The organism is Actinosynnema sp. NPDC023794 (genome assembly GCF_040639675.1).
Lineage (GTDB): Bacteria > Actinomycetota > Actinomycetes > Mycobacteriales > Pseudonocardiaceae > Actinosynnema > Actinosynnema luteola.
The window spans coordinates 68,786-87,418 of sequence record NZ_JBFAFR010000016.1; the positions used below are offsets into that span (position 1 = coordinate 68,786).

At 72.5% G+C, this 18,633-nt stretch carries 21 protein-coding genes; 17 read left to right on the forward strand and 4 right to left on the reverse strand.

Going from position 1 to position 18,633, the window contains the following annotated elements; all coding sequences use genetic code 11:
- Positions 1–22: 22 nt before the first annotated feature.
- The gene (locus AB0H12_RS28190; protein WP_499626799.1) at positions 23–1,327 is read right to left on the reverse strand and encodes a PTS transporter subunit EIIC; all 1,305 of its coding nucleotides are present in this window, start codon (positions 1,325–1,327) and stop codon (positions 23–25) included.
- Entirely contained in the window at positions 1,324–2,094 is a 771-nt protein-coding gene (locus tag AB0H12_RS28195; RefSeq protein ID WP_499626801.1) for a GntR family transcriptional regulator, read from the reverse strand. The genes AB0H12_RS28190 and AB0H12_RS28195 overlap by 4 nt, the downstream gene beginning before the upstream one ends.
- 166 nt (positions 2,095–2,260) lie before the next feature.
- On the opposite strand from AB0H12_RS28195, the gene AB0H12_RS28200 reads away from it, so the two are divergent.
- The 9 genes from AB0H12_RS28200 to AB0H12_RS28240 all read left to right on the forward strand — a co-directional run bounded on the left by AB0H12_RS28200 (position 2,261) and on the right by AB0H12_RS28240 (position 10,602).
- Entirely contained in the window at positions 2,261–2,497 is a 237-nt protein-coding gene (locus AB0H12_RS28200; RefSeq protein WP_230569212.1) for a PTS sugar transporter subunit IIB, read from the forward strand.
- The gene (locus AB0H12_RS28205; protein ID WP_499626802.1) at positions 2,494–2,946 is read left to right on the forward strand and encodes a PTS sugar transporter subunit IIA; all 453 of its coding nucleotides are present in this window, start codon (positions 2,494–2,496) and stop codon (positions 2,944–2,946) included. Before AB0H12_RS28200 ends, AB0H12_RS28205 begins: the two co-directional genes overlap by 4 nt.
- Before the next feature lie 96 nt (positions 2,947–3,042).
- Positions 3,043–3,600, forward strand: a complete 558-nt coding sequence (locus AB0H12_RS28210; RefSeq protein ID WP_499626804.1) for a prepilin peptidase — start codon at positions 3,043–3,045, stop codon at positions 3,598–3,600.
- A gap of 780 nt (positions 3,601–4,380) precedes the next feature.
- Complete coding sequence (gene aroC / locus AB0H12_RS28215; protein WP_499626806.1) at positions 4,381–5,580, forward strand: chorismate synthase; 1,200 nt, start codon at positions 4,381–4,383, stop codon at positions 5,578–5,580.
- Entirely contained in the window at positions 5,577–6,095 is a 519-nt protein-coding gene (locus AB0H12_RS28220) for a shikimate kinase (protein WP_499626808.1), read from the forward strand. Before aroC ends, AB0H12_RS28220 begins: the two co-directional genes overlap by 4 nt.
- Positions 6,096–7,124, forward strand: coding sequence for a DNA glycosylase AlkZ-like family protein (locus AB0H12_RS28225; RefSeq protein ID WP_499626810.1), 1,029 nt, complete (start codon positions 6,096–6,098; stop codon positions 7,122–7,124). It begins immediately after the preceding gene.
- A 19-nt stretch (positions 7,125–7,143) separates the two neighbouring features.
- Positions 7,144–8,250, forward strand: coding sequence for a 3-dehydroquinate synthase (aroB, locus tag AB0H12_RS28230; protein WP_499626811.1), 1,107 nt, complete (start codon positions 7,144–7,146; stop codon positions 8,248–8,250).
- 339 nt (positions 8,251–8,589) lie between these two features.
- Positions 8,590–8,967, forward strand: a complete 378-nt coding sequence (locus AB0H12_RS28235; RefSeq protein ID WP_499626959.1) for a VOC family protein — start codon at positions 8,590–8,592, stop codon at positions 8,965–8,967.
- Between the two features lie 99 nt (positions 8,968–9,066).
- Positions 9,067–10,602 (forward strand): glycoside hydrolase family protein, encoded by a 1,536-nt coding sequence (locus tag AB0H12_RS28240; RefSeq protein WP_499626812.1) that lies wholly within the window; start codon positions 9,067–9,069, stop codon positions 10,600–10,602.
- A gap of 63 nt (positions 10,603–10,665) precedes the next feature.
- Here AB0H12_RS28240 and AB0H12_RS28245 read toward each other — a convergent pair whose 3' ends face one another.
- Positions 10,666–11,085 carry a B-4DMT family transporter gene (locus tag AB0H12_RS28245; RefSeq protein WP_499626813.1) on the reverse strand — a complete coding sequence of 140 codons (420 nt, stop codon included), beginning with the start codon at positions 11,083–11,085 and terminating at the stop codon, positions 10,666–10,668.
- 144 nt (positions 11,086–11,229) lie between these two features.
- On the opposite strand from AB0H12_RS28245, the gene AB0H12_RS28250 reads away from it, so the two are divergent.
- From AB0H12_RS28250 to nusB, 3 genes are all read left to right on the forward strand, one after another.
- On the forward strand, positions 11,230–12,315 hold the full coding sequence (locus tag AB0H12_RS28250; protein WP_499626815.1) for a M24 family metallopeptidase: 1,086 nt from the start codon (positions 11,230–11,232) through the stop codon (positions 12,313–12,315).
- Between the two features lie 77 nt (positions 12,316–12,392).
- The gene (gene efp / locus AB0H12_RS28255; RefSeq protein WP_498779860.1) at positions 12,393–12,956 is read left to right on the forward strand and encodes an elongation factor P; all 564 of its coding nucleotides are present in this window, start codon (positions 12,393–12,395) and stop codon (positions 12,954–12,956) included.
- Position 12,957: 1 nt separating this feature from the next.
- Positions 12,958–13,377, forward strand: coding sequence for a transcription antitermination factor NusB (nusB, locus tag AB0H12_RS28260; RefSeq protein WP_053721638.1), 420 nt, complete (start codon positions 12,958–12,960; stop codon positions 13,375–13,377).
- Positions 13,378–13,481: 104 nt separating this feature from the next.
- On the opposite strand, the gene bldD is transcribed toward nusB, so the two are convergent.
- The gene (gene bldD / locus AB0H12_RS28265) at positions 13,482–13,970 is read right to left on the reverse strand and encodes a transcriptional regulator BldD (RefSeq protein ID WP_015103676.1); all 489 of its coding nucleotides are present in this window, start codon (positions 13,968–13,970) and stop codon (positions 13,482–13,484) included.
- A 258-nt stretch (positions 13,971–14,228) separates the two neighbouring features.
- On the opposite strand from bldD, the gene pyrR reads away from it, so the two are divergent.
- From pyrR to carA, 5 genes are read left to right on the forward strand one after another with little or no spacing between them, the layout of a single operon-like run.
- Positions 14,229–14,801 carry a bifunctional pyr operon transcriptional regulator/uracil phosphoribosyltransferase PyrR gene (gene pyrR, locus AB0H12_RS28270; RefSeq protein WP_308257257.1) on the forward strand — a complete coding sequence of 191 codons (573 nt, stop codon included), beginning with the start codon at positions 14,229–14,231 and terminating at the stop codon, positions 14,799–14,801.
- The gene (locus tag AB0H12_RS28275) at positions 14,798–15,760 is read left to right on the forward strand and encodes an aspartate carbamoyltransferase catalytic subunit (protein WP_499626817.1); all 963 of its coding nucleotides are present in this window, start codon (positions 14,798–14,800) and stop codon (positions 15,758–15,760) included. Before pyrR ends, AB0H12_RS28275 begins: the two co-directional genes overlap by 4 nt.
- The gene (locus tag AB0H12_RS28280) at positions 15,757–17,040 is read left to right on the forward strand and encodes a dihydroorotase (protein WP_499626819.1); all 1,284 of its coding nucleotides are present in this window, start codon (positions 15,757–15,759) and stop codon (positions 17,038–17,040) included. The genes AB0H12_RS28275 and AB0H12_RS28280 overlap by 4 nt, the downstream gene beginning before the upstream one ends.
- Positions 17,037–17,522 carry a PH-like domain-containing protein gene (locus AB0H12_RS28285; protein ID WP_499626821.1) on the forward strand — a complete coding sequence of 162 codons (486 nt, stop codon included), beginning with the start codon at positions 17,037–17,039 and terminating at the stop codon, positions 17,520–17,522. Before AB0H12_RS28280 ends, AB0H12_RS28285 begins: the two co-directional genes overlap by 4 nt.
- Complete coding sequence (gene carA / locus AB0H12_RS28290) at positions 17,519–18,631, forward strand: glutamine-hydrolyzing carbamoyl-phosphate synthase small subunit (protein ID WP_499626823.1); 1,113 nt, start codon at positions 17,519–17,521, stop codon at positions 18,629–18,631. The genes AB0H12_RS28285 and carA overlap by 4 nt, the downstream gene beginning before the upstream one ends.
- The last annotated feature ends 2 nt before the right edge of the window (positions 18,632–18,633 follow it).

Sequence of the window (18,633 nt, forward strand, 5' to 3'; positions counted from 1 at the left end):
CTCTCGTTCCTTCGACTCGCCGTCAGGACGCCGTCGCGTCCGACCGGCCTTCCTTGTCGCCCTTGGCGGCCGTGGCGGTCTTGTCGCCCTCGACCACGCTCGGGTCGGCTTCCGGGTCCTCGTCCTCGCTGCGTCCCGGCGTCCTCAGGTTCCACTTGGTGATGACGAAGCGGAACAGGAAGTAGTAGATGGCCGCGTAGATCACGCCCAGCACGAGGATCAGCAGGGGCTTGGTCGAGATGTTGAAGTTGAGGGCGTAGTCGATGGCGCCCGCGGAGAACCCGAACCCGCTGTGGATGTCCAACGCGTTGCTGATCGCCAGCGACGTGCCGGTGAGCACCGCGTGGATCACGTACAGCGGCCACGCCACGAACATGAAAGCGAACTCGAGCGGTTCGGTCACACCCGTGATGAACGAGGTCAGCGCCGCCGAGCCCATGATGCCCGCGATGACCTTCTTCTGCGCCGGCCGCGCCGTGTGCACGATGGCCAGCGCCGCCGCCGGCAGCGCGAACATGAAGATCGGGAAGAAGCCGGTCATGAACGTGCCCGCGGACGGGTCGCCCGCGAAGAACCGCTGGATGTCGCCGGTCTTGCCCTCGTACTCGCCGAAGACCTGCCACATGAACGTGTTCGGGATGTGGTGCAGGCCCAGCGGGAGCAGCAGGCGGTTGATGGTGCCGTAGACGCCCGCGCCGATGATCGTGCTGTTGGAGATCGCCTCGCCGACCGAGGTCAGGCCCGCGTCGAACCACGGGTAGATCAGGCCCATGACGACCGCGACCGGGATCATCACGCCCGCGACCAGGATCGGCACGAACCGCCGGCCGCCGAAGAAGGCCAGGTAGGCGGGCAGCTTGATGCGGTGGTATTTCTGCCACAGCACCGCGGTGATCAAGCCGACCACGATGCCGGTCAGCACCGAGTAGTTGATCAGCTCCTGCTTGGCGTCCGCCGCCGCGTCGTCCGGCAGCGGCAGCACGAGCGGCGACATCGCCTTGAACACCGCCTCGGTCACCACGAAGCCGACCACGGCGGCCAGCGCGGTGGAACCGTCGCCACGCCTGGCGAAGCCGATGGCCACACCGACGGCGAACAGCAGCGGCAGGTTGGCGAACAGGGCGTTGCCCGCCCCGCCGATGACGCCGGCCACCGCGTTCCAGCCCAGCCAGTCCTTGCCGAGGATGTCGTCCTGGCCGAGTCGTAGCAGGAGCGCGGCTACGGGCAGTGCGGCGATCGGCAGCATGAGGCTGCGGCCGAATCGCTGTAGCCCGGCCAGACCCTTGATCTCACGACCGCCGGTCGCCTGTGGGGCGCTGGCGCTCATGGGGTACCTCCCTTGGCGGAGTGGTGTGGGCCGGATTCCGGGACGGTCCGGTCCAATTGCATGGTCACCTGGTAGAGATCGCCCCGGTACCAGGACGTCATGTCCTCGACGGGTCTGCCTCGTGAGCTCGAGACCCGGCGGAAGACGAGCAGCGGGCTGCCCGGCCGGACGGCCAGCAGCTTCGCGGTCTCGGGGTCGGCGCCCTCGGCCCACACGGTCTGGCCCGCGTGGTCGAGCTGGACCCCGTACGTGTCGGCGATGAGGGTGTAGAGCGAGGCGGTGAGGTCGTGCTGGTCGAGGTCCGGCACGACCCGCGGGTTGTACCAACCCCGTTCGACGGCCAGCGGCACGCCGTCCGCCCGGCGCAGGCGGACGAGCCGGCACGCCGGTTCGTGCGGCAGCAGGCCGAGCGCGGCGGTCGCCTCGGGCGACGGCGCCTCTTCGGCGCAGGCCAGGACCTCGGTCGCGGGGGTCAGGCCACGCCTGCGCATGTCGTCGGTGAACGACTCCAGGTACAGCTGGACGTCCATGCGCCGCCGGGCGGTGAACGTGCCCCGGCCCTTCGCCCTGGTCAGCAGGCCCTCGGCGACGAGCTGACCCACGGCGGCGCGTACTGTGATGCGGGACACACCGTACTGCTCGGCGAGGTCGCGCTCGGACGGGATGGGCGAGCCCGGCGAGAGTTCCTGCTCGGCCATGCGCCGCAGGATGTCGCGCAGCTGGGCGTGCTTGGGCTTGGGTCCGTCGACGATCTGGTTGCGGCTCATGACACCTCCCCGGCGCTCGCGTCCCCATACGGGCATTGGTACTTTCCGGTCTAGACCAGTTGGTGCGGGGAGGATGCTCCGCGCGCCAACCGGGTGTCAACCGCCGTTACGGGACCGTGCCCGAGCGGTGGCACCCTCAGGGCAGGTGTCGAGAGAGGACTTCGAAGTGGCGGACGACAAGGCGGCCGGGATTCTCGCCGCGCTCGGCGGCGCGGACAACATCGTGGAGATCGAGCCGTGCATCACGCGCCTGCGCTGTGAGCTGGAAGACGGTTCCCTGGTGGACGAGAAGGCTTTGAAGGGCCTGGGCGCGCACGGCGTGATGCGTTCGGGCAACGTCGTGCAGGTGGTGGTCGGGCCCGAGGCCGACACGATCGCCAGCGACATCGAGGACCTGCTGTGACGCTGCGCGTGACGAGCCCGGTCGCCGGGCGCGTGGTGCCGTTGACCGAGGTGCCGGACCCGGTGTTCGCGCAGGCCATGGTGGGTCCCGGGGTGGCGGTCGAGCCGGAGCGGGTGCGTGCGGACGTGGTGTCCCCGGTGGACGGGACCGTGGTGACGCTGCACCCGCACGCGTTCGTCGTGGCCACTTCGGAGGGTGCGGCGGTGTTGGTGCACCTCGGGATCGACACGGTGAAGCGCAAGGGCGAGGGCTTCACCGTGCACGTGGTGAAGGGCGAGGCGGTGCGCGCGGGGCAGCCCGTGGTGACGTGGGACCCGGCCGAGGTCGAGGCGGCGGGTTTCGCGCCGATCTGCCCGGTGATCGCGCTGGACGCGGCCCCTGAGGTGTTGCTGGACCAGGCCGGTGGTCCGGTGGCGGCGGGTGACGCGTTGTTCTCCTGGCAGCGCTGATCGGTGGTTCACGGCTGACGGACGAGTGCGGGTGAATGGACCGTTCACCCGCACTTCTCGTTGCACCCCCGGCATCCCCGGGACGACCCTGAACCCATGGTCATCTCGGGATTCCTGGCCGGCGCCGCGGGCGCCGGGTTGCTGCGCCGCCTCCCGCGCGGGGCGCACGTCGGTCTGCTGTGGTGCGCTGTGCCGACGGCGGTGTTGTGGTTCGTCGCCTGGGCCTTGGCCCCGCCGCGCTGGCTGCCCGTGCCGCTGCTGGTGGCGTGGCTCGGCGTGCTGCTGACCGTGACCGACCTGCGCCACCGCCGCCTGCCGGACGCGTTGACGCTGCCCGCGTACCCGGCGGTCGGCGTCACGCTGTGGCTGTGCGGCGCGGACCTGTGGCGGGCGCTGGCGGGCTGCCTGCTGTTCGGCGGCTTCCACCTGCTGGTCCGCCTGCTGGCGCCGTCGGCGATGGGCGGGGGAGACGTGAAGCTGGCGGGCTCGCTGGGCGCGGTGCTGGCCTCGGTCTCGTGGCTCGCACTACCGATCGGTGCACTGCTGGCCAGCGCGTTCACCCTCGCGTTGGGCTTGAGATGGCCTGGTGACGGCCTCCCTCACGGCCCCGGCCTCTTGGCGGCGACGTGGCTGGTCGCGCTCTCACCCGGCTGACGGCACCACCTTCCGCCGACGCGGCCACAGCACGACCGCGCTCACGGACGCGGCGCTCACGAACGCTGTGATCACCGAGCCGGAGGGGTCCGACCAGGAAACCGAACTCGCTGCGCTCCGGGATGCGGGCCCTGCCGCCACTGCCACACCCGTCATCACCGCCGCGCCGCCCGAACACCGCCGCCGTCCCACAAGCGCCCCGGACGACGGCCGGCCGCGGCCTCGAACCGACCAACCAACTGAAGGCGGTGTTGCGACTGGTCCACGACAGACAGCTGCCGCAGAACGACCTGCCCACCGACCTCGTGCTGCCCGCCGACCGGCCCGCTTGCCGTCCCGGCCCGCGTGCCGTCCCAGCCCGACCGCCGCGTGGTCACCTGCCGACCGGCGGCGAGGTGGTCGACGCGTTCGCCTCACCCTGCGCCCTGCCCGCCGACTGGCTGCCGCCCCGGCGCCCGCTTCACCGGCGTGGGAGCCGGCCGTGGTGCTCGACAGGCCCGGCGAGCCGCTCCGGCTCGACCTGGCCGAGCCGACCTGGCCGAGCCGACCTGGCCGAGCCGACCTGGCCGAGCCGACCTGGCCGAGCCGACCTGGCCGAGCCGACCTGGCCGAGCCGACCTGGCGAACTCGTCGCGGCTGTCCCTCGACATCGAGGCGGACGCGTGGCGGAGCGCTGCGGGCCGCCGTCGCGACCGGCTGGGCCGTCCACCTGGCGGGACTGCGGAGACCTGCGCTGACCTGCGCCCAGGCTCCTGCCGCCGCTGTGGAAGGATTCGCGGCGTGCTGCGCTGGATCACCGCTGGGGAGTCCCATGGACCGGCCCTCGTCGCCGTGCTGGAAGGCATGGTCGCCGGGGTCGAGGTCACCACTGCCGACCTGACCGCTCAACTGGAGCGCCGCCGTCTCGGCTTCGGCCGGAGCCCGCGCATGGGCTTCGAGGCGGACGAGGTCGAGATCCTCGGCGGTGTCCGCCACGGCCTCACGCAGGGCGGCCCGGTCGCGGTCCGGATCGGCAACACCGAGTGGCCCAAGTGGCAGAAGGTGATGTCCGCCGACCCGGTCGACCCGTCCGAGCTCAAGCCGACCGGCCGCAACGAGGCGCTGACCAGGCCACGCCCCGGCCACGCCGACCTGCCCGGCATGCAGAAGTTCGGCTTCGACGAGGCCCGCCCCGTGCTGGAACGCGCCAGCGCCCGGGAGACCGCGGCCCGCACCGCGCTCGGCACGGTCGCCCGCCACTTCCTCAAGCAGGTCTTCGACGCGGACGTGATCAGCCACGTCGTCTCCATCGGCAAGGCGAAGACCCCCGCCGACGCGCCCGTGCCCGGCCCGGACGACCTGGCCGCCGTCGACGCGAGCCCCGTGCGGGCCTTCGACGCACGGGGCACCGAGGCGATGGTGGCCGAGGTCGAGGCGGTGAAGGAGGCAGGTGACACGGTCGGCGGCGTGATCGAGGTCATCGTCTACGGACTGCCGCCGGGCCTCGGCTCGCACGTCCACTGGGACCGGCGCCTCGACGCGCGGCTGGCCGGCGCGCTGATGGGCGTGCAGGCGATGAAGGGCGTGGAGATCGGCGACGGCTTCACCACCGCCGAGCGCTGGGGCAGCGAGGCCCACGACGAGATCGACCGCGGCCCGGGACCGAAGGGCGTCACGCGGCGCTCGAACCGGGCGGGCGGCCTGGAGGGCGGCATCACCAACGGCGAGCCGCTGCGCGTCCGGGTCGCCATGAAGCCGATCTCGACGGTGCCCCGCGCGCTGTCCACCGTGGACGTCCGAACCGGAGAACCCGCCGTGGCGATCCACCAGCGCTCGGACGTGTGCGCGGTGCCGCGCGCGGGCGTGGTGCTGGAGTCCGTGGTGGCGCTCGTGCTGGCCGAGACGGCGCTGGAGAAGTTCGGCGGCGACTCGATCGCCGAGACCAAGCGCAACGTCGCCTCCTACCTGGAAGCGCTGGAAGCCCGCTGGGAGGGTCTGTGAGCCCCCGCTTCGTCGTCCTCGGCCCGCCCGGAGCCGGGAAGACGACGGTCGGCCTGCTGCTCGCCGAACGCCTCGGCGTCGCCTTCCGCGACACCGACGACGACATCGTCGCCACCGCCGGCAAGCCGATCTCCGACATCTTCACCGACGACGGCGAGCCCGCGTTCCGCGCCATGGAGGAAGAAGCCGTCGCCGAGGGCCTCAAGATCCACGACGGCGTGCTGGCGCTGGGCGGCGGCGCGGTGCTGTCCGCGACCACCCGCGGCCGGCTCGCCGGGCACACGGTCGTCTTCCTGAACGTCGGCATGGCCGAGGGCGTGCGGCGCACCGGCATGTCCAGCGCCCGGCCGCTGCTCGCGGGCGTGAACCCGCGAGCGACCTTCAAGTCCCTGCTGGACGCGCGCCTGCCGCTGTACCGGGAGGTCGCCACGATCGAGGTGACCACCGACGACCTCACCCCGGAGCAGGTGGTCGACGCGGTGCTCCGCCCGACGGGGCCGGCGCAAGGGACCTGAGTGGACCTGACCGGGGCGCAGGTCCTCGCGCACCGCGCCGCGGTGCAGGGCCTGCACGGCGACGACCCCGACGCGGTGCTGCCCCTGGGCGTGGTGGACAGCCCGCCCAAGACGGGCGCGGCGGCGTTGGGCGTGCGCGGTCGCCGCGAACCCACCGACGACCTGGTCCGCGTGCTGAGCCTGCGCGGCGCGCCGCACCTGCACCGCCGCGAGGACCTGCCCGCGCTGCGCCGCCAGCTCCGGCCGCGCACCCCGCGGCAGCTGGCGGCCTGGTGCGGTGCGCACCCGACGCCCGACCTGGAGCACGTCGACCTGGTCGTCGACCTCCTGCACCGCGAGTTCCCCGGCGAGACGGCCACCAAGGGCGAGCTGTCCGCGGCGATCAGCCCGCTGCTGCCCGCCGTCGTCACCCCGCACTGCCCGACCTGCCGGGTCGACCACGTCATCGAGAACGTGTTCCGCCTCGGCGCGCTCCTCGCCGGCATCGAGCTGGACCACCTCGGCAAGCAGCTCGTCTTCCGCCGCCCGACCGTGAAACCGGACGTCGAGGACCCCGGTGAGCCGACCCTGCTGCGCGACTACGCGCGGCTCGTCGGCCCGTTCGCCAAGGCCGACGCCGAGAAGTGGCTCGGTGCCGGCCCGCAGGACCGCTGGCCCGACCTGCGCCCGGTTCGGGTCGACGGCACGCGGCTGCTGGCGCACGAGGACGTCGCCGAAGCGCCCGACCCGCCGGCCGGCCTGCTGCTGTTCCCGCGCGACCCCTACCTGCTCGGCCCGCGTCACCTGGTCGCCGACCCGGACGTGGCCAAGCGGGTCTGGCGGCCCGTCGGCAGCCCCGGCGCGCTCGTGCTGCACGGCCGGGTGGCGGGCGCGTGGCGGCACGAGTTCCACGGTCGCACGGTGACGTTCCAGGTCACCGGCTGGTCGAAGGTCAGGGGCACGGCGCGGCGCGCGATCAAGGACCAGGCGGAGGTGCTCGCCGGGGTGTGGGGCGGCAACGCGCTGGGAGCGGACGTGGTCGAATGGTGACCCGACGAGGGGAGTGGTGATGGGCGAGCCGGTGCGGATCCGCGTGGCCGCGGAACGACCGTACGACGTGGTGGTGGGCCGCGGCCTGCTCGGCGACCTGGTCGAGACCCTGAAGGGCACGGCGCGGGCGGCGATCGTCCACACACCGACGCTGGCCGAGACCGCCGAGGCGGTCCGCGGCGAGCTGGAGGCCGCCGGGATCGACGCGCACCGCGTCGAGGTGCCCGACGCCGAGGACGGCAAGGACCTGCGGGTCGCCGGGTACTGCTGGGACGTGTTCGGTCGCATCGGTCTCGGCCGCACGGACGTCGTGGTCAGCCTCGGCGGCGGAGCGGTGACCGATCTGGCCGGATTCGTCGCCTCCACCTGGATGCGCGGCGTGAAGCTGGTCCACGTGCCCACCACGCTGCTGGCCATGGTGGACGCCGCGGTCGGCGGCAAGACCGGCATCAACACCGACGCCGGCAAGAACCTCGTCGGCACGTTCTACGAGCCGGACGCCGTCCTGGTCGACCTGACCACGCTGGAGACGTTGCCCCGCAACGAACTCGTCGCCGGTATGGCCGAGGTGGTCAAGGGCGGTTTCATCGCCGACCCGGTGATCCTCGACCTGATCGAGGCCGACCCGGAGGCCGCGCTCGACCCGTCCGGCGACGTGATCGAGGAGCTGGTCCGGCGCAAGATCCAGGTCAAGGCCGACGTGGTGTCGACCGACCTGCGCGAATCGGACCTGCGCGAGATCCTGAACTACGGCCACACCCTCGCGCACGCCATCGAGCGCCGCGAGCGCTACCGCTGGCGGCACGGCGCGGCGGTCAGCGTCGGCCTGGTGTTCGCCGCCGAACTGGCCCGCCTGGCGGGCAGGCTGGACGACGCCACCGCCGACCGCCACCGCTCGATCCTCACCTCGCTCGGCCTGCCGACAGGCTACGACCCGGACGCTCTCGGCCAGCTCCTGGAGGGCATGCGGTCGGACAAGAAGACCCGCTCGGGCGTGCTGCGGTTCGTGGTGCTCGACGGCCTGGCCAAGCCCGGTCGGCTGGAGGGACCGGACCCGGCGCTCATCGCGGCGGCCTACTCCGCGGTCGCGTCCGAGCCGAAGTCGGGCGGCGGCGTCCTGCTCTGACCCCGCCCAGCCATCGATCCCGCCCAGCCATCCCGAGTCGCGCCGACGCACACCCCGCGCCCGGCGGACGCACACCCCGGAGGGCCAAGTCGACTCTGCGGCGGGCTGGCGCGGGGTGGCGGACACCCCCGAGCCAAGCCGCCGCAGACCAGACACAGCCCGCCGCAGACACAGGGGCCGGGCGCCACACCTTCTTTTTTCCGGCAACAAATGAGGGATTACCGTTCATCCCCGAAGCCGGTGCCACTTTCGGGTGATCATCGTGCGCCGATGACGGCGGCCTGAATGACGGCCGTGCGATTGAGCGTGCGTTGAGGGAGGGCGGAGGGCGGTGGGCACCTGCACCACGTCGAGCTGTGGGTGCCCGACCTGGCCCGTGCGGAGCACAGCATCGGCTGGCTGCTCGGCGAGCTGGGCTGGGTCGAGTACCAGCGCTGGTCGGCGGGTGTGAGCTGGCGACTCGGCCCCACCTACCTCGTGGTCGAGCACTCGCCCGCCCTGGACGCACACCACCGGCTCGGCACGGGGCTGAACCACCTGGCGTTCCACGTCGGCGGTCGGCGGGAGGTCGATCGGTTGGCCGGCGCCGCGACCGGACACGGCTGGGCACCGTTGTTCGCGGACAAATATCCCCACGCGGGTGGTCCCGATCACTACGCCGCCTATCTGGAGAACACGGACGGCTTCGAAGTGGAGCTCGTGGCCTCGTCCGGTTGACACTCGACAGACGGAGTGGATCTCTACACTGAACCGAACCGGGTGCGCCGCCGTGGTCCCGGTGTCAGAACGCCGGCAGAAGTGGAGATCGGCCCCGCCATGTCCAGGTCCGATGCGGGAGCGGTGAGGCTCCTCGGGTCCGCGATGACCGTCGTGCTGGTGACGGCCTGCGCCCCGAGCGCCGCCGACCCGGCGTCGGCACCCGCCCCGAGCAGCGCCGCGCCCACGTCGAGCCCGCCGAGCAGCAGCACGGCCGCGGAGCCGCCGAAGCCGGAGCCGGTGCCGCTGGCCGCCGACCGGGGCAGGCAGAGCGGTGGCGTGGTCGCGCACGGCGGCGACGCGCCGTACAACTACGGGCCGACGATCCTGCTGGAGGGCGGCCGGCACCGCATGTGGTGGTGCAGCCAGCTCATGGTGGCCGCGCCACCCGGCGACGACCTGCTCTACGCGGAGAGCGCCTCGGCGGCCGGCCCCTTCGCCGCGCCCAACGGCATGCCCGCCGTGCCGGTGCTGTCCGGCAGCGTCACCGGCTTCGACGGCGTGCACACCTGCGACCCGTCGGTGATCAGGCTCGGCGACACCTACTACCTCTACTACACGGGCGCGGCGGGTGATCACGCCAACGGCAACGCCATCGGGGTCGCCACGAGCCCGGACGGCACCTCGTGGACGCGCGCCGCGGGCGGCAAGCCGATCGTGAGCCCGTCCTACGACAAGACCAGGGACAACACCTACGGCGCCGGCCAACCGTCGGTGCTGGTCGTCGACGGCTGGTTCCACCTCATGTTCACCGACACCACCGGCGAGGCGGCCGGGTGGAACGGCGCGGGCCAGTTCGTGCTGCGGTCCAAGGACCCGACGTTCGCCTCCGGCGTGCAGGCGCTCGGGCCGGCGGGCTTCCAGCAGGTGCCCGACACGCGTTCGAAGCGGACCCGCTCGGTGGTCGACGCGTTCAGCGCCGACTGGATGTACGTCGCCGCGCTGCGCGCGTTCGTCATCGCCCACGAGACCGAGCACGGCACGACGTTGACGTTCTGGAACAAGGAGTTCACCGCGAACCCCCACCCCCAGGTGCACATCCCCGGCCCCTGGCGGGAGGGCCCCGGCTTGGTCCGCACACCCCTCGGGCACGCGCCGGTGACCGCCGACGACCCGTGCGGCCGGATCGCGGTGGACGTGGTCCGCGCGACCGTGGACGGCGCGGCGGCCGCGCCGACCGACCTCGGCCAGTTCGGGCTCGACCTCGCGAACGTGCCGGGCTGCGCGGGTGAGGACTCGGCGGCGTTGCTGCGCGGCTACGCCGTGCCGTCGCCCGCGAACACCACGGACCTCGTGCTGGACGGCGAGGTGGTGCGGCTGGAGCGCCGTTCGGTGACCGACCGGCTCGCCACCAGGGTGCTCGACCGCCGTCCGCCGGTCGTGGACGACCTGCCCGTCGCGGCGGAGATCCCGGCCGGCGCGAAGGCGGTGCGCGCGCCCGACGGCCGGATCGGGCTGCTGGTGAAGGACCGGCTGTGGGCGCTCGGCGCGGGCGAGGCCGCGCTCGAGATCGTCACGCTGAACTCGTCGCAGCTCACGTCGGTCACGAAGAAGGAGTGGGAGTCGTACCAGCAGGCGGGCGAACTGCGCCGCTGACGCCCGCCGAACCGCCGCGAACGCTGGGCTCCCGCGAGCCTTGATCAGCTGAGACCCGCCGGGCTAGCGCGACCCGTCGGCCTGCCGCGAGCCGTCCGGCTGGGGCATGGCGTTGCCGAGGCCCATCCCGACCGCCGCCGTCGCCATCACCAGCAACGCGGTGAACGCCGCGCCCCCGGTCAGCGCCGCCCCGAGCGATTCGAGCCCCGTCTGGTCGACCAGCGACCGCCCGGCCACCCCCGCGACCCCGGCCAGCGGCCCGGCCACCAGCGCCGCGACGAACCACACCATGCCGCGCCCCTCGAGCTGCCGCCACGCGTCCAACGCGCCCCACAACACCCCGATCACGACCACCAGCCCGATCGCGATGTACCGGGTGGACGAGGCGGCCTCCGGGCTGTGGACGCTCACCGCCGAGGTGCCGGTCTGCACCCCGCCGTGGAACAGACCCAGCCAGAACCCTCGGACCAGCCACGCGCGCATGCGTCCCACCCTAAGTCGGACCGACAGCCCGTCATAGCACCCACCGGGCCCGCACTGTCCGTCACACGACTGTCGCACGATTCAGCACGGTTCACCCGATCGAGTGGCACGGTGAGGTGGTCCACCGGGCCTTACGCTGCTGACATGCCGCACTCCACTCGCCGCGCCGCCCTGCGCGCCACGCTCCGGGACCGGGAGCTCGACGCGCTGCTGGTGACGAACCTGCTCAACGTCCGCTACCTCACCGGGTTCACGGGCTCGAACGCGGCGCTGCTCGTGCACGCCGACTCCGAGGACGCGACGGTGTTCTGCACCGACGGCCGGTACCTCACCCAGGCCGCCGCGCAGGTGCCGGACCTGGAGCGGGTCATCGACCGGCCGTGCGACGCGGTGCTGGTCGAGCGGGCGGCGAAGGCGGGCGCGGGCCGGGTCGGGTTCGAGAGCCGCCACGTGACCGTGGACGGCCTGGACCAGCTCACGGCCGCGGCCGACGGCGCCGAGCTGGCGCCCGCCGCCGACCTGGTCGAACGACTGCGGCTGGTCAAGGACGACGCCGAGGTCGAGGCCCTGCGGATGGCGTGCGCGGCGGCCGACCGAGCGCTGGCCGGCCTCGTCGAGCACGGTGGCCTGCGGCCGGGCCGCAGCGAGAGGGAGATCGCCCGCGAGCTGGAGAGCCGCATGCTCGACCACGGCGCGGCGGGCCCGTCATTCGAGTCGATCGTGGCGACGGGCGCCAACTCGGCCGTGCCGCACCACCGGCCGACCGACGCCCTGGTCCGCGACGGCGACTTCGTGAAGCTGGACTTCGGCGCGCTGGTCGACGGCTACCACTCCGACATGACCCGCACCCTGGTCGTCGGCCGGGCCGCGGACTGGCAGCGCGAGCTGTACCACCTGGTCGCGGCCTCGCAGGCGGCGGGCCGGGCCGCGCTGGCGGTCGGCACGCCGTTCGCGGACGTGGACGCGGCGGCGCGCGGCGTGATCGAGGAGGCGGGGCACGGCGACGAGTTCCTGCACGGCCTCGGCCACGGCGTCGGCCTGCAGATCCACGAGGCTCCAGCGCTGTCGAAGGCGGGTGACGGTACACTTCTGCCCGGTATGGCGGTCACCGTCGAGCCCGGTGTGTACCTGGCCGGGAAGGGTGGTGTCCGCATCGAGGACACGCTCGTGGTGCGCGAAGGCGCCCCGGAGCTCCTCACCCTGACCACGAAGGAGCTCGTGGTCATCTGAAGTCGGATCGCCTGGAATCGGATTCGTCGGCCGAGCCGACGTCGTCCTCCACTCACGCAACAGGAGAGCCCACCACCGTGGCCACCACCAACGACCTGAAGAACGGCCTGGTGCTGAACCTCGACGGCCAGCTGTGGACCGTCACCGCGTTCCAGCACGTGAAGCCGGGCAAGGGCGGCGCCTTCGTGCGCACCACGTTGAAGCACGTCCTGTCCGGCAAGGTCGTGGACAAGACCTTCAACGCGGGCACCAAGGTCGAGACGGCCACCGTCGACAAGCGCGGCATGACCTACCTGTACAAGGACGGCGCCGACTTCGTCTTCATGGACGGCGACACCTACGACCAGATCAGCATCCCGGCCGAGACGGTCGGCGACGCGGCGAACTACATGCTGGAGAACCAGGAAGCGGTCGTCGCCATGCACGAGGGCGTCGCGCTCTACGTCGAGCTCCCGACCTCGGTCGAGCTCGTGATCCAGCACACCGACCCGGGCCTGCAGGGCGACCGCTCCACCGGCGGCACCAAGCCCGCCACGCTGGAGACCGGCGCGGAGATCCAGGTGCCGCTGTTCGTCACGACCGGCGAGAAGATCAAGGTCGACACCCGCGACGGCCGTTACCTGGGCCGCGTGAACGGCTGAGATGGGCGCACGGAGCAAGGCCCGCAAACGCGCGCTGGACGTCCTCTACGAGGCCGACCTGCGGGGCGCCGACCCGGTCACGCTGCTCGCGGACCGGGTCGGTTCGACGGACGTGCCGCCGGTGAACGACTACACGATCGTCCTGGTGGAAGGCGTCACGGCGCACCGCGCGCGCATCGACGACCTGATCTCCGAGCACGCGGAGGGCTGGACGCTGCAGCGCATGCCGGCGGTCGACCGCGCGGTGCTGCGGATCGGGCTCTACGAGCTGCTGTGGGCCGCCGACGTGCCGGACGCGGTCGCGATCGACGAGGCGGTCGAGCTGGCCAAGGGCCTGTCCACGGACGACTCGCCGCGGTTCGTCAACGGCGTGCTCGGCCGGATCGCGGTCATCGCCGACCAGCTCCGGGCCGTGCTCTAGCCACCCGCGGCGCTCCAGCCACACCGCACGTCCCAGTGCCTGCCGCCGAGCAGGCCGGAAGGGCCACCCGTTGGCGAACCGCCGGGTGGCCCTTTTCCGCGTGCTCAGTCCTCCTTGGCCGGACGGGCCTCGGGAGGCAGCACGCCCCAGTCGATGAGCTGCTCGGTCAGCTCGCCGGGCGTCATGTCGTAGATGATCGCCAGCGAGCGCAGGTCCTCGGTCCGGATGGACAGCACCTTGCCGTTGTAGTCGCCGCGCTGGCTCTGGATGGTGGCCGCGTACCGCGCGAGCGGCCCGACCTTCTCCGCCGGCAGCTGTTGCAGCCGTTCCAGGTTGATGACGATCTTCGTGGCGGGTTCCGCGCCGGACGGCACCCGACCTTCCGGCAGCAGCTCGGCCACCGGGACGCCGTAGAAGTCGGCCAGCTCGGCGAGCTTCTGCACGGTCACGGCGCGGTCGCCGCGTTCGTACGAGCCGACGACCACGGCCTTCCAGCGACCGCCGGACTTCTGCTCGACGCCGTGCAAAGACAAGCCCTGCTGCTGGCGGATCGCGCGGAGCTTTGCCCCCAGCGCCTTGGCGTAGTCGCCCATGTGGCGGTTCTCCGTTCATTCGCCCCGTCAGCCGGTAGGGGACTGCCGCGGGGAGGCTTAGATCAATACGCAGAGTAATGATTGCTCTCCGTGGTCACCAGGTCAAGCTGATCTCGTTGGGACAGGTGGGCGAGACCACGCACACCACCCGGAAGATTGACCGCGCTCGCCTGATACGGTGCTGGTCAGCCCGGTCGCAGCCGGGTGTCCGACGTCCTTTAAGGACCCGTCCAGCGAGGCGGGGAAGGAGGTCCAACCGTGGCGCCACGTCAACGTGGCGCGACGGACCCGGCCGGGGAGCGAGAGCTCCTGTCGGCCGGCGACGTCGCGCGCACCGTCGCCCGAATGGCCCATCAGATCATCGAGAAGACCGCTCTTGATGCACCGAGCGCACCCGCGGTAGTCCTGATGGGGATTCCGAGCCGGGGAGCGCCGCTGGCCCGCCGGCTGGCCGTGCGGATCGCCGAGTTCTCGGGCGTCGAGGTGCCCACCGGCACGCTGGACGTGACCCTCTACCGGGACGACCTGCGCCGAGGGCCCACCCGCCCGCTGGAGGCGACCAAGCTGCCCGAGGGCGGCGTCGACGACAAGCTCGTGGTCCTGGTGGACGACGTGCTGTTCTCCGGTCGCACGATCCGCGCCGCGCTCGACGCCCTGCGCGACCACGGCCGCCCGCGCGCCGTGCAGCTGGCCGTGCTGGTCGACCGGGGCCACCGCGAGCTGCCGATCCGCGCGGACTACGTGGGCAAGAACGTGCCCACGGCCCGCACCGAGGAGGTCCACGTGCTGCTGGAGGAGTTCGACCAGCGCGACGGGGTGGTGCTGCGGTGAAGCACCTGCTCACCACCGAGGGCATCGACCCGGCGCAGGCGACCGCCATCCTGGACACCGCGGCGAACCTCAAGCAGGCCCTCGAAGGCCGTGAAGTGCGCAAACTGCCGACGCTGCGCGGTCGCACGGTCATCACGATGTTCTACGAGAACTCCACCCGCACGCGCGTCAGCTTCGAGATCGCGGGCAAGTGGATGAGCGCGGATGTGGTGAACGTCTCGTCGTCGGGCTCCAGCGTGGGCAAGGGCGAGTCGTTGCGCGACACCGCGCTGACCCTGGCCGCGGCCGGCGCGGACTGCGTCATCGTGCGGCACCCGGCGTCCGGCGCGGCGCACCGGCTGGCGGGCTGGCTGCGCGAGGCGGGCACGTCGGTGGTCAACGCGGGCGACGGCATGCACGAGCACCCCACCCAGGCCCTGCTCGACGCGGCCACCCTGCGGGAACGGCTCGGCGACCTGCGCGACCGCCGGATCGCCATCGTCGGCGACGTGCTGCACAGCCGGGTCGCCCGGTCCAACGTGCACCTGCTCACCGCGCTGGGCGCGGACGTGACGCTCGTCGCGCCGCCGACCCTGCTGCCGGTCGGGGTGGCGAACTGGGGGGTTCCCTCGCCCGCCGGCGGCGGAGGCGCACTCACCGTCTCGCACGAGCTGGACGCCGAGCTGCCCAGCCTCGACGCCGTGATGCTGCTGAGGGTCCAGGCCGAGCGCATGCACGGGGGGTTCTTCCCGTCGGCCCGCGAGTACTCGATCGCCTACGGCCTGAGCGAGCGGCGGCTCAAGCTGCTGCCCGAGCACGCCGTCGTGCTGCACCCCGGCCCGATGCTGCGCGGCATGGAGATCGCCTCGGCGGTCGCCGACTCGCCCCGCGCGGCGATCACCGACCAGGTGCGCAACGGCGTGCACGTGCGCATGGCCGTGCTCTACCACCTGCTTGCCCACGAGGAGGAGACCGCGTGAAGCCCTTGATCCTCAAGGGAGTACGACCGTACGGCGAAGGTGACCCGGTTGACGTGCTGGTCCGCGACGGCGTGATCGCCGCGATCGGGTCCGTCGAAGCAGAAGACGCGGAAGTGGTCGAGGGCGACGGCGCGATCCTGCTGCCCGGCTTCGTCGACCTGCACACCCACCTGCGCGAACCCGGCCGCGAGGACACCGAGACCATCGCCACCGGCTCGGCCGCCGCCGCGCTGGGCGGCTACACGGCGGTGTTCGCCATGGCCAACACGAGCCCGGTCGCGGACAACGAGGTCGTCGTCCAGCACGTCGCCCGGCGCGGGCGCGAGGTCGGCCTGGTCGACGTGCACCCGGTCGGCGCGGTCACCGTCGGCCTGGAGGGCGTGAAGCTCGCCGAGCTGGGCACGATGGCGAAGGCGGGCGTCCGGGTGTTCTCCGACGACGGCCACTGCGTGCACGACCCGCTGATCATGCGACGCGCGCTGGAGTACAGCAAGGCGCTGGACGTGGTCGTCGCGCAGCACGCGGAGGAGCCCCGGCTGACCGTGGGCGCGCAGGCGCACGAGGGCGAGCAGGCGTCGCGGCTGGGGTTGCCGGGCTGGCCGGCCGCCGCCGAGGAGTCGATCGTGGCCCGGGACTGCCTGCTGGCGCTGCACGCGGGCGCCCGGCTGCACGTCTGTCACGTCTCCACCACCGGCACGGCCGACGTGCTCAGGTGGGCCAAGGCCCGGGGCACGGAGGTCTCCGCCGAGGTCACGCCGCACCACCTGCTGCTGACCGACGAGCGGCTGGCGACCTACGACCCGGTGAACAAGGTCAACCCGCCGCTGCGCACCGCGGCCGACGTGCGGGTGCTGCGCGAGGCGCTGGCCGAGGGCGTCATCGACTGCGTGGCCACCGACCACGCGCCGCACGCCGTGCAGGACAAGGACACCGAGTGGTCCGCCGCCCGGCCCGGCATGCTCGGCCTGCAGACCGCGCTGTCGATCGTGGTGGAGACCATGGTCAGGACCGGGCTGCTGGACTGGCGCGGCGTGGCGCGGGTGATGAGCGAGCGGCCCGCCGAGATCGCGGGCCTGCCCGACCAGGGCCGGCCGATCGAGGTCGGCGAGCCCGCCAACCTCGCCCTGGTCGACCCGGACGCCACCTGGACGGTGCGCGGCGCGGAGTTCGCCAGCATCGCGGCCAACACGCCGTTCGAGGGCATGGAGCTGCCCGGCGCGGTGGTGGCGACGCTGCTGCGCGGGCGCGTGACGGCGCTCGGCGGAAGGATCGCGGAATGACTCGCGTGCTGCTGTCGCTGGCCGTGCTGGCGATCTTCCTGCTGTGCCTGTACGGCATGTGGCGCGGCTGGCAGCGCCGCGCCCGCCGGCAGGCCGAGGTGCTGCCGGAGTTCCCTCGGCCGCCCGCCGAGACCGGCGCGACGATGCTGGAGACGACCGGCGTGTACGTCGGCACCACCATCGGCGACGACTGGCAGGACCGGGTCGCGGTCGGCGACATCGGCCACCGCGCCGAGGCGACCCTCAAGCTCACCGAGAACGGCGTGCTGGTGGAGCGCTCCGGCGCGAGCGCGCTGTGGATCCCGGTGGAACGGGTGGACGGGGCCCGCACGGCGCGCGGCCTCGCGGGCAAGGTGATGACGGCGGACGGCCTGCTGGTCGTGCGCTGGCACCTCGGCGACCGGGTGTTCGACACCGGGTTCCGGGGGGACGACAAGGACGTGTACGAGCAGTGGGTGCAAGCGCTGGGAGGCGACTCATGACGAACGCGGCACTGGTGCTGGAAGACGGCCGCGTGTTCCGCGGTGAGGCCTACGGCGCGGTCGGGGCGAGCCTCGGCGAGGTGGTGTTCTCCACCGGCATGACCGGCTACCAGGAGACCCTGACCGACCCGTCCTACCACCGCCAGATCGTGGTGCAGACGGCGCCGCAGATCGGCAACACCGGCTGGAACGACGAGGACGACGAGTCGAGCCGCATCTGGGTCTCCGGCTACGTGGTGCGCGACCCGGCCCGCGTGCCGTCCAACTGGCGCTCCACGCGCAGCCTGGACGACGCGCTGGTCGACCAGGGCGTCGTCGGCGTCTCGGGCATCGACACCCGGATGCTGACCCGCCACCTGCGCGAACAGGGCGCGATGCGTGCGGGCGTGTTCTCCGGCGACGACCTCGGCAGCGTCGAGGAGATGCTGGAGCGGGTCCGCAGCGCGCCGCCCATGGTGGGCGCGGACCTCGCGGGCGACGTGACCACGCCCGAGCCGTACGTGGTCGATGCCGTCGGCGAGCGCCGCTTCACCGTGGCCGCGCTGGACCTGGGCATCAAGTCCAACACGCCGCGGATGATGGCCGCCCGCGGCATCGAGGTGCACGTCCTGCCGCTCACCTCGACCGTGGACGACCTGGTCGCGGTCAAGCCCGACGGCGTGTTCCTGTCCAACGGCCCCGGCGACCCGGCGACCCAGGCGCACGCGGTCGAGCTGACCCGCGGCGTGCTGGACCGGCGGATCCCGCTGTTCGGCATCTGCTTCGGCAACCAGATCCTCGGCCGCGCGCTCGGCCGCGACACCTACAAGATGCGCTACGGCCACCGGGGCATCAACATCCCGGTGATCGACGTGGCGACCGGCAAGGTGGCGATCACCGCGCAGAACCACGGGTTCGCGCTGGAGGGCGAGCCGGGCGAGGAGTTCGCCTCCGACTTCGGGCGCGTGCTGCTGAGCCACTACTGCCCCAACGACGGCACGGTCGAAGGCGTCCGCGCCCTGGAAGTGCCCGCGTTCAGCGTGCAGTACCACCCGGAGGCGGCGGCGGGTCCGCACGACGCCGCCCCGCTGTTCGACGAGTTCGTGACGATGATGAGCGAGGGCCGCTGACC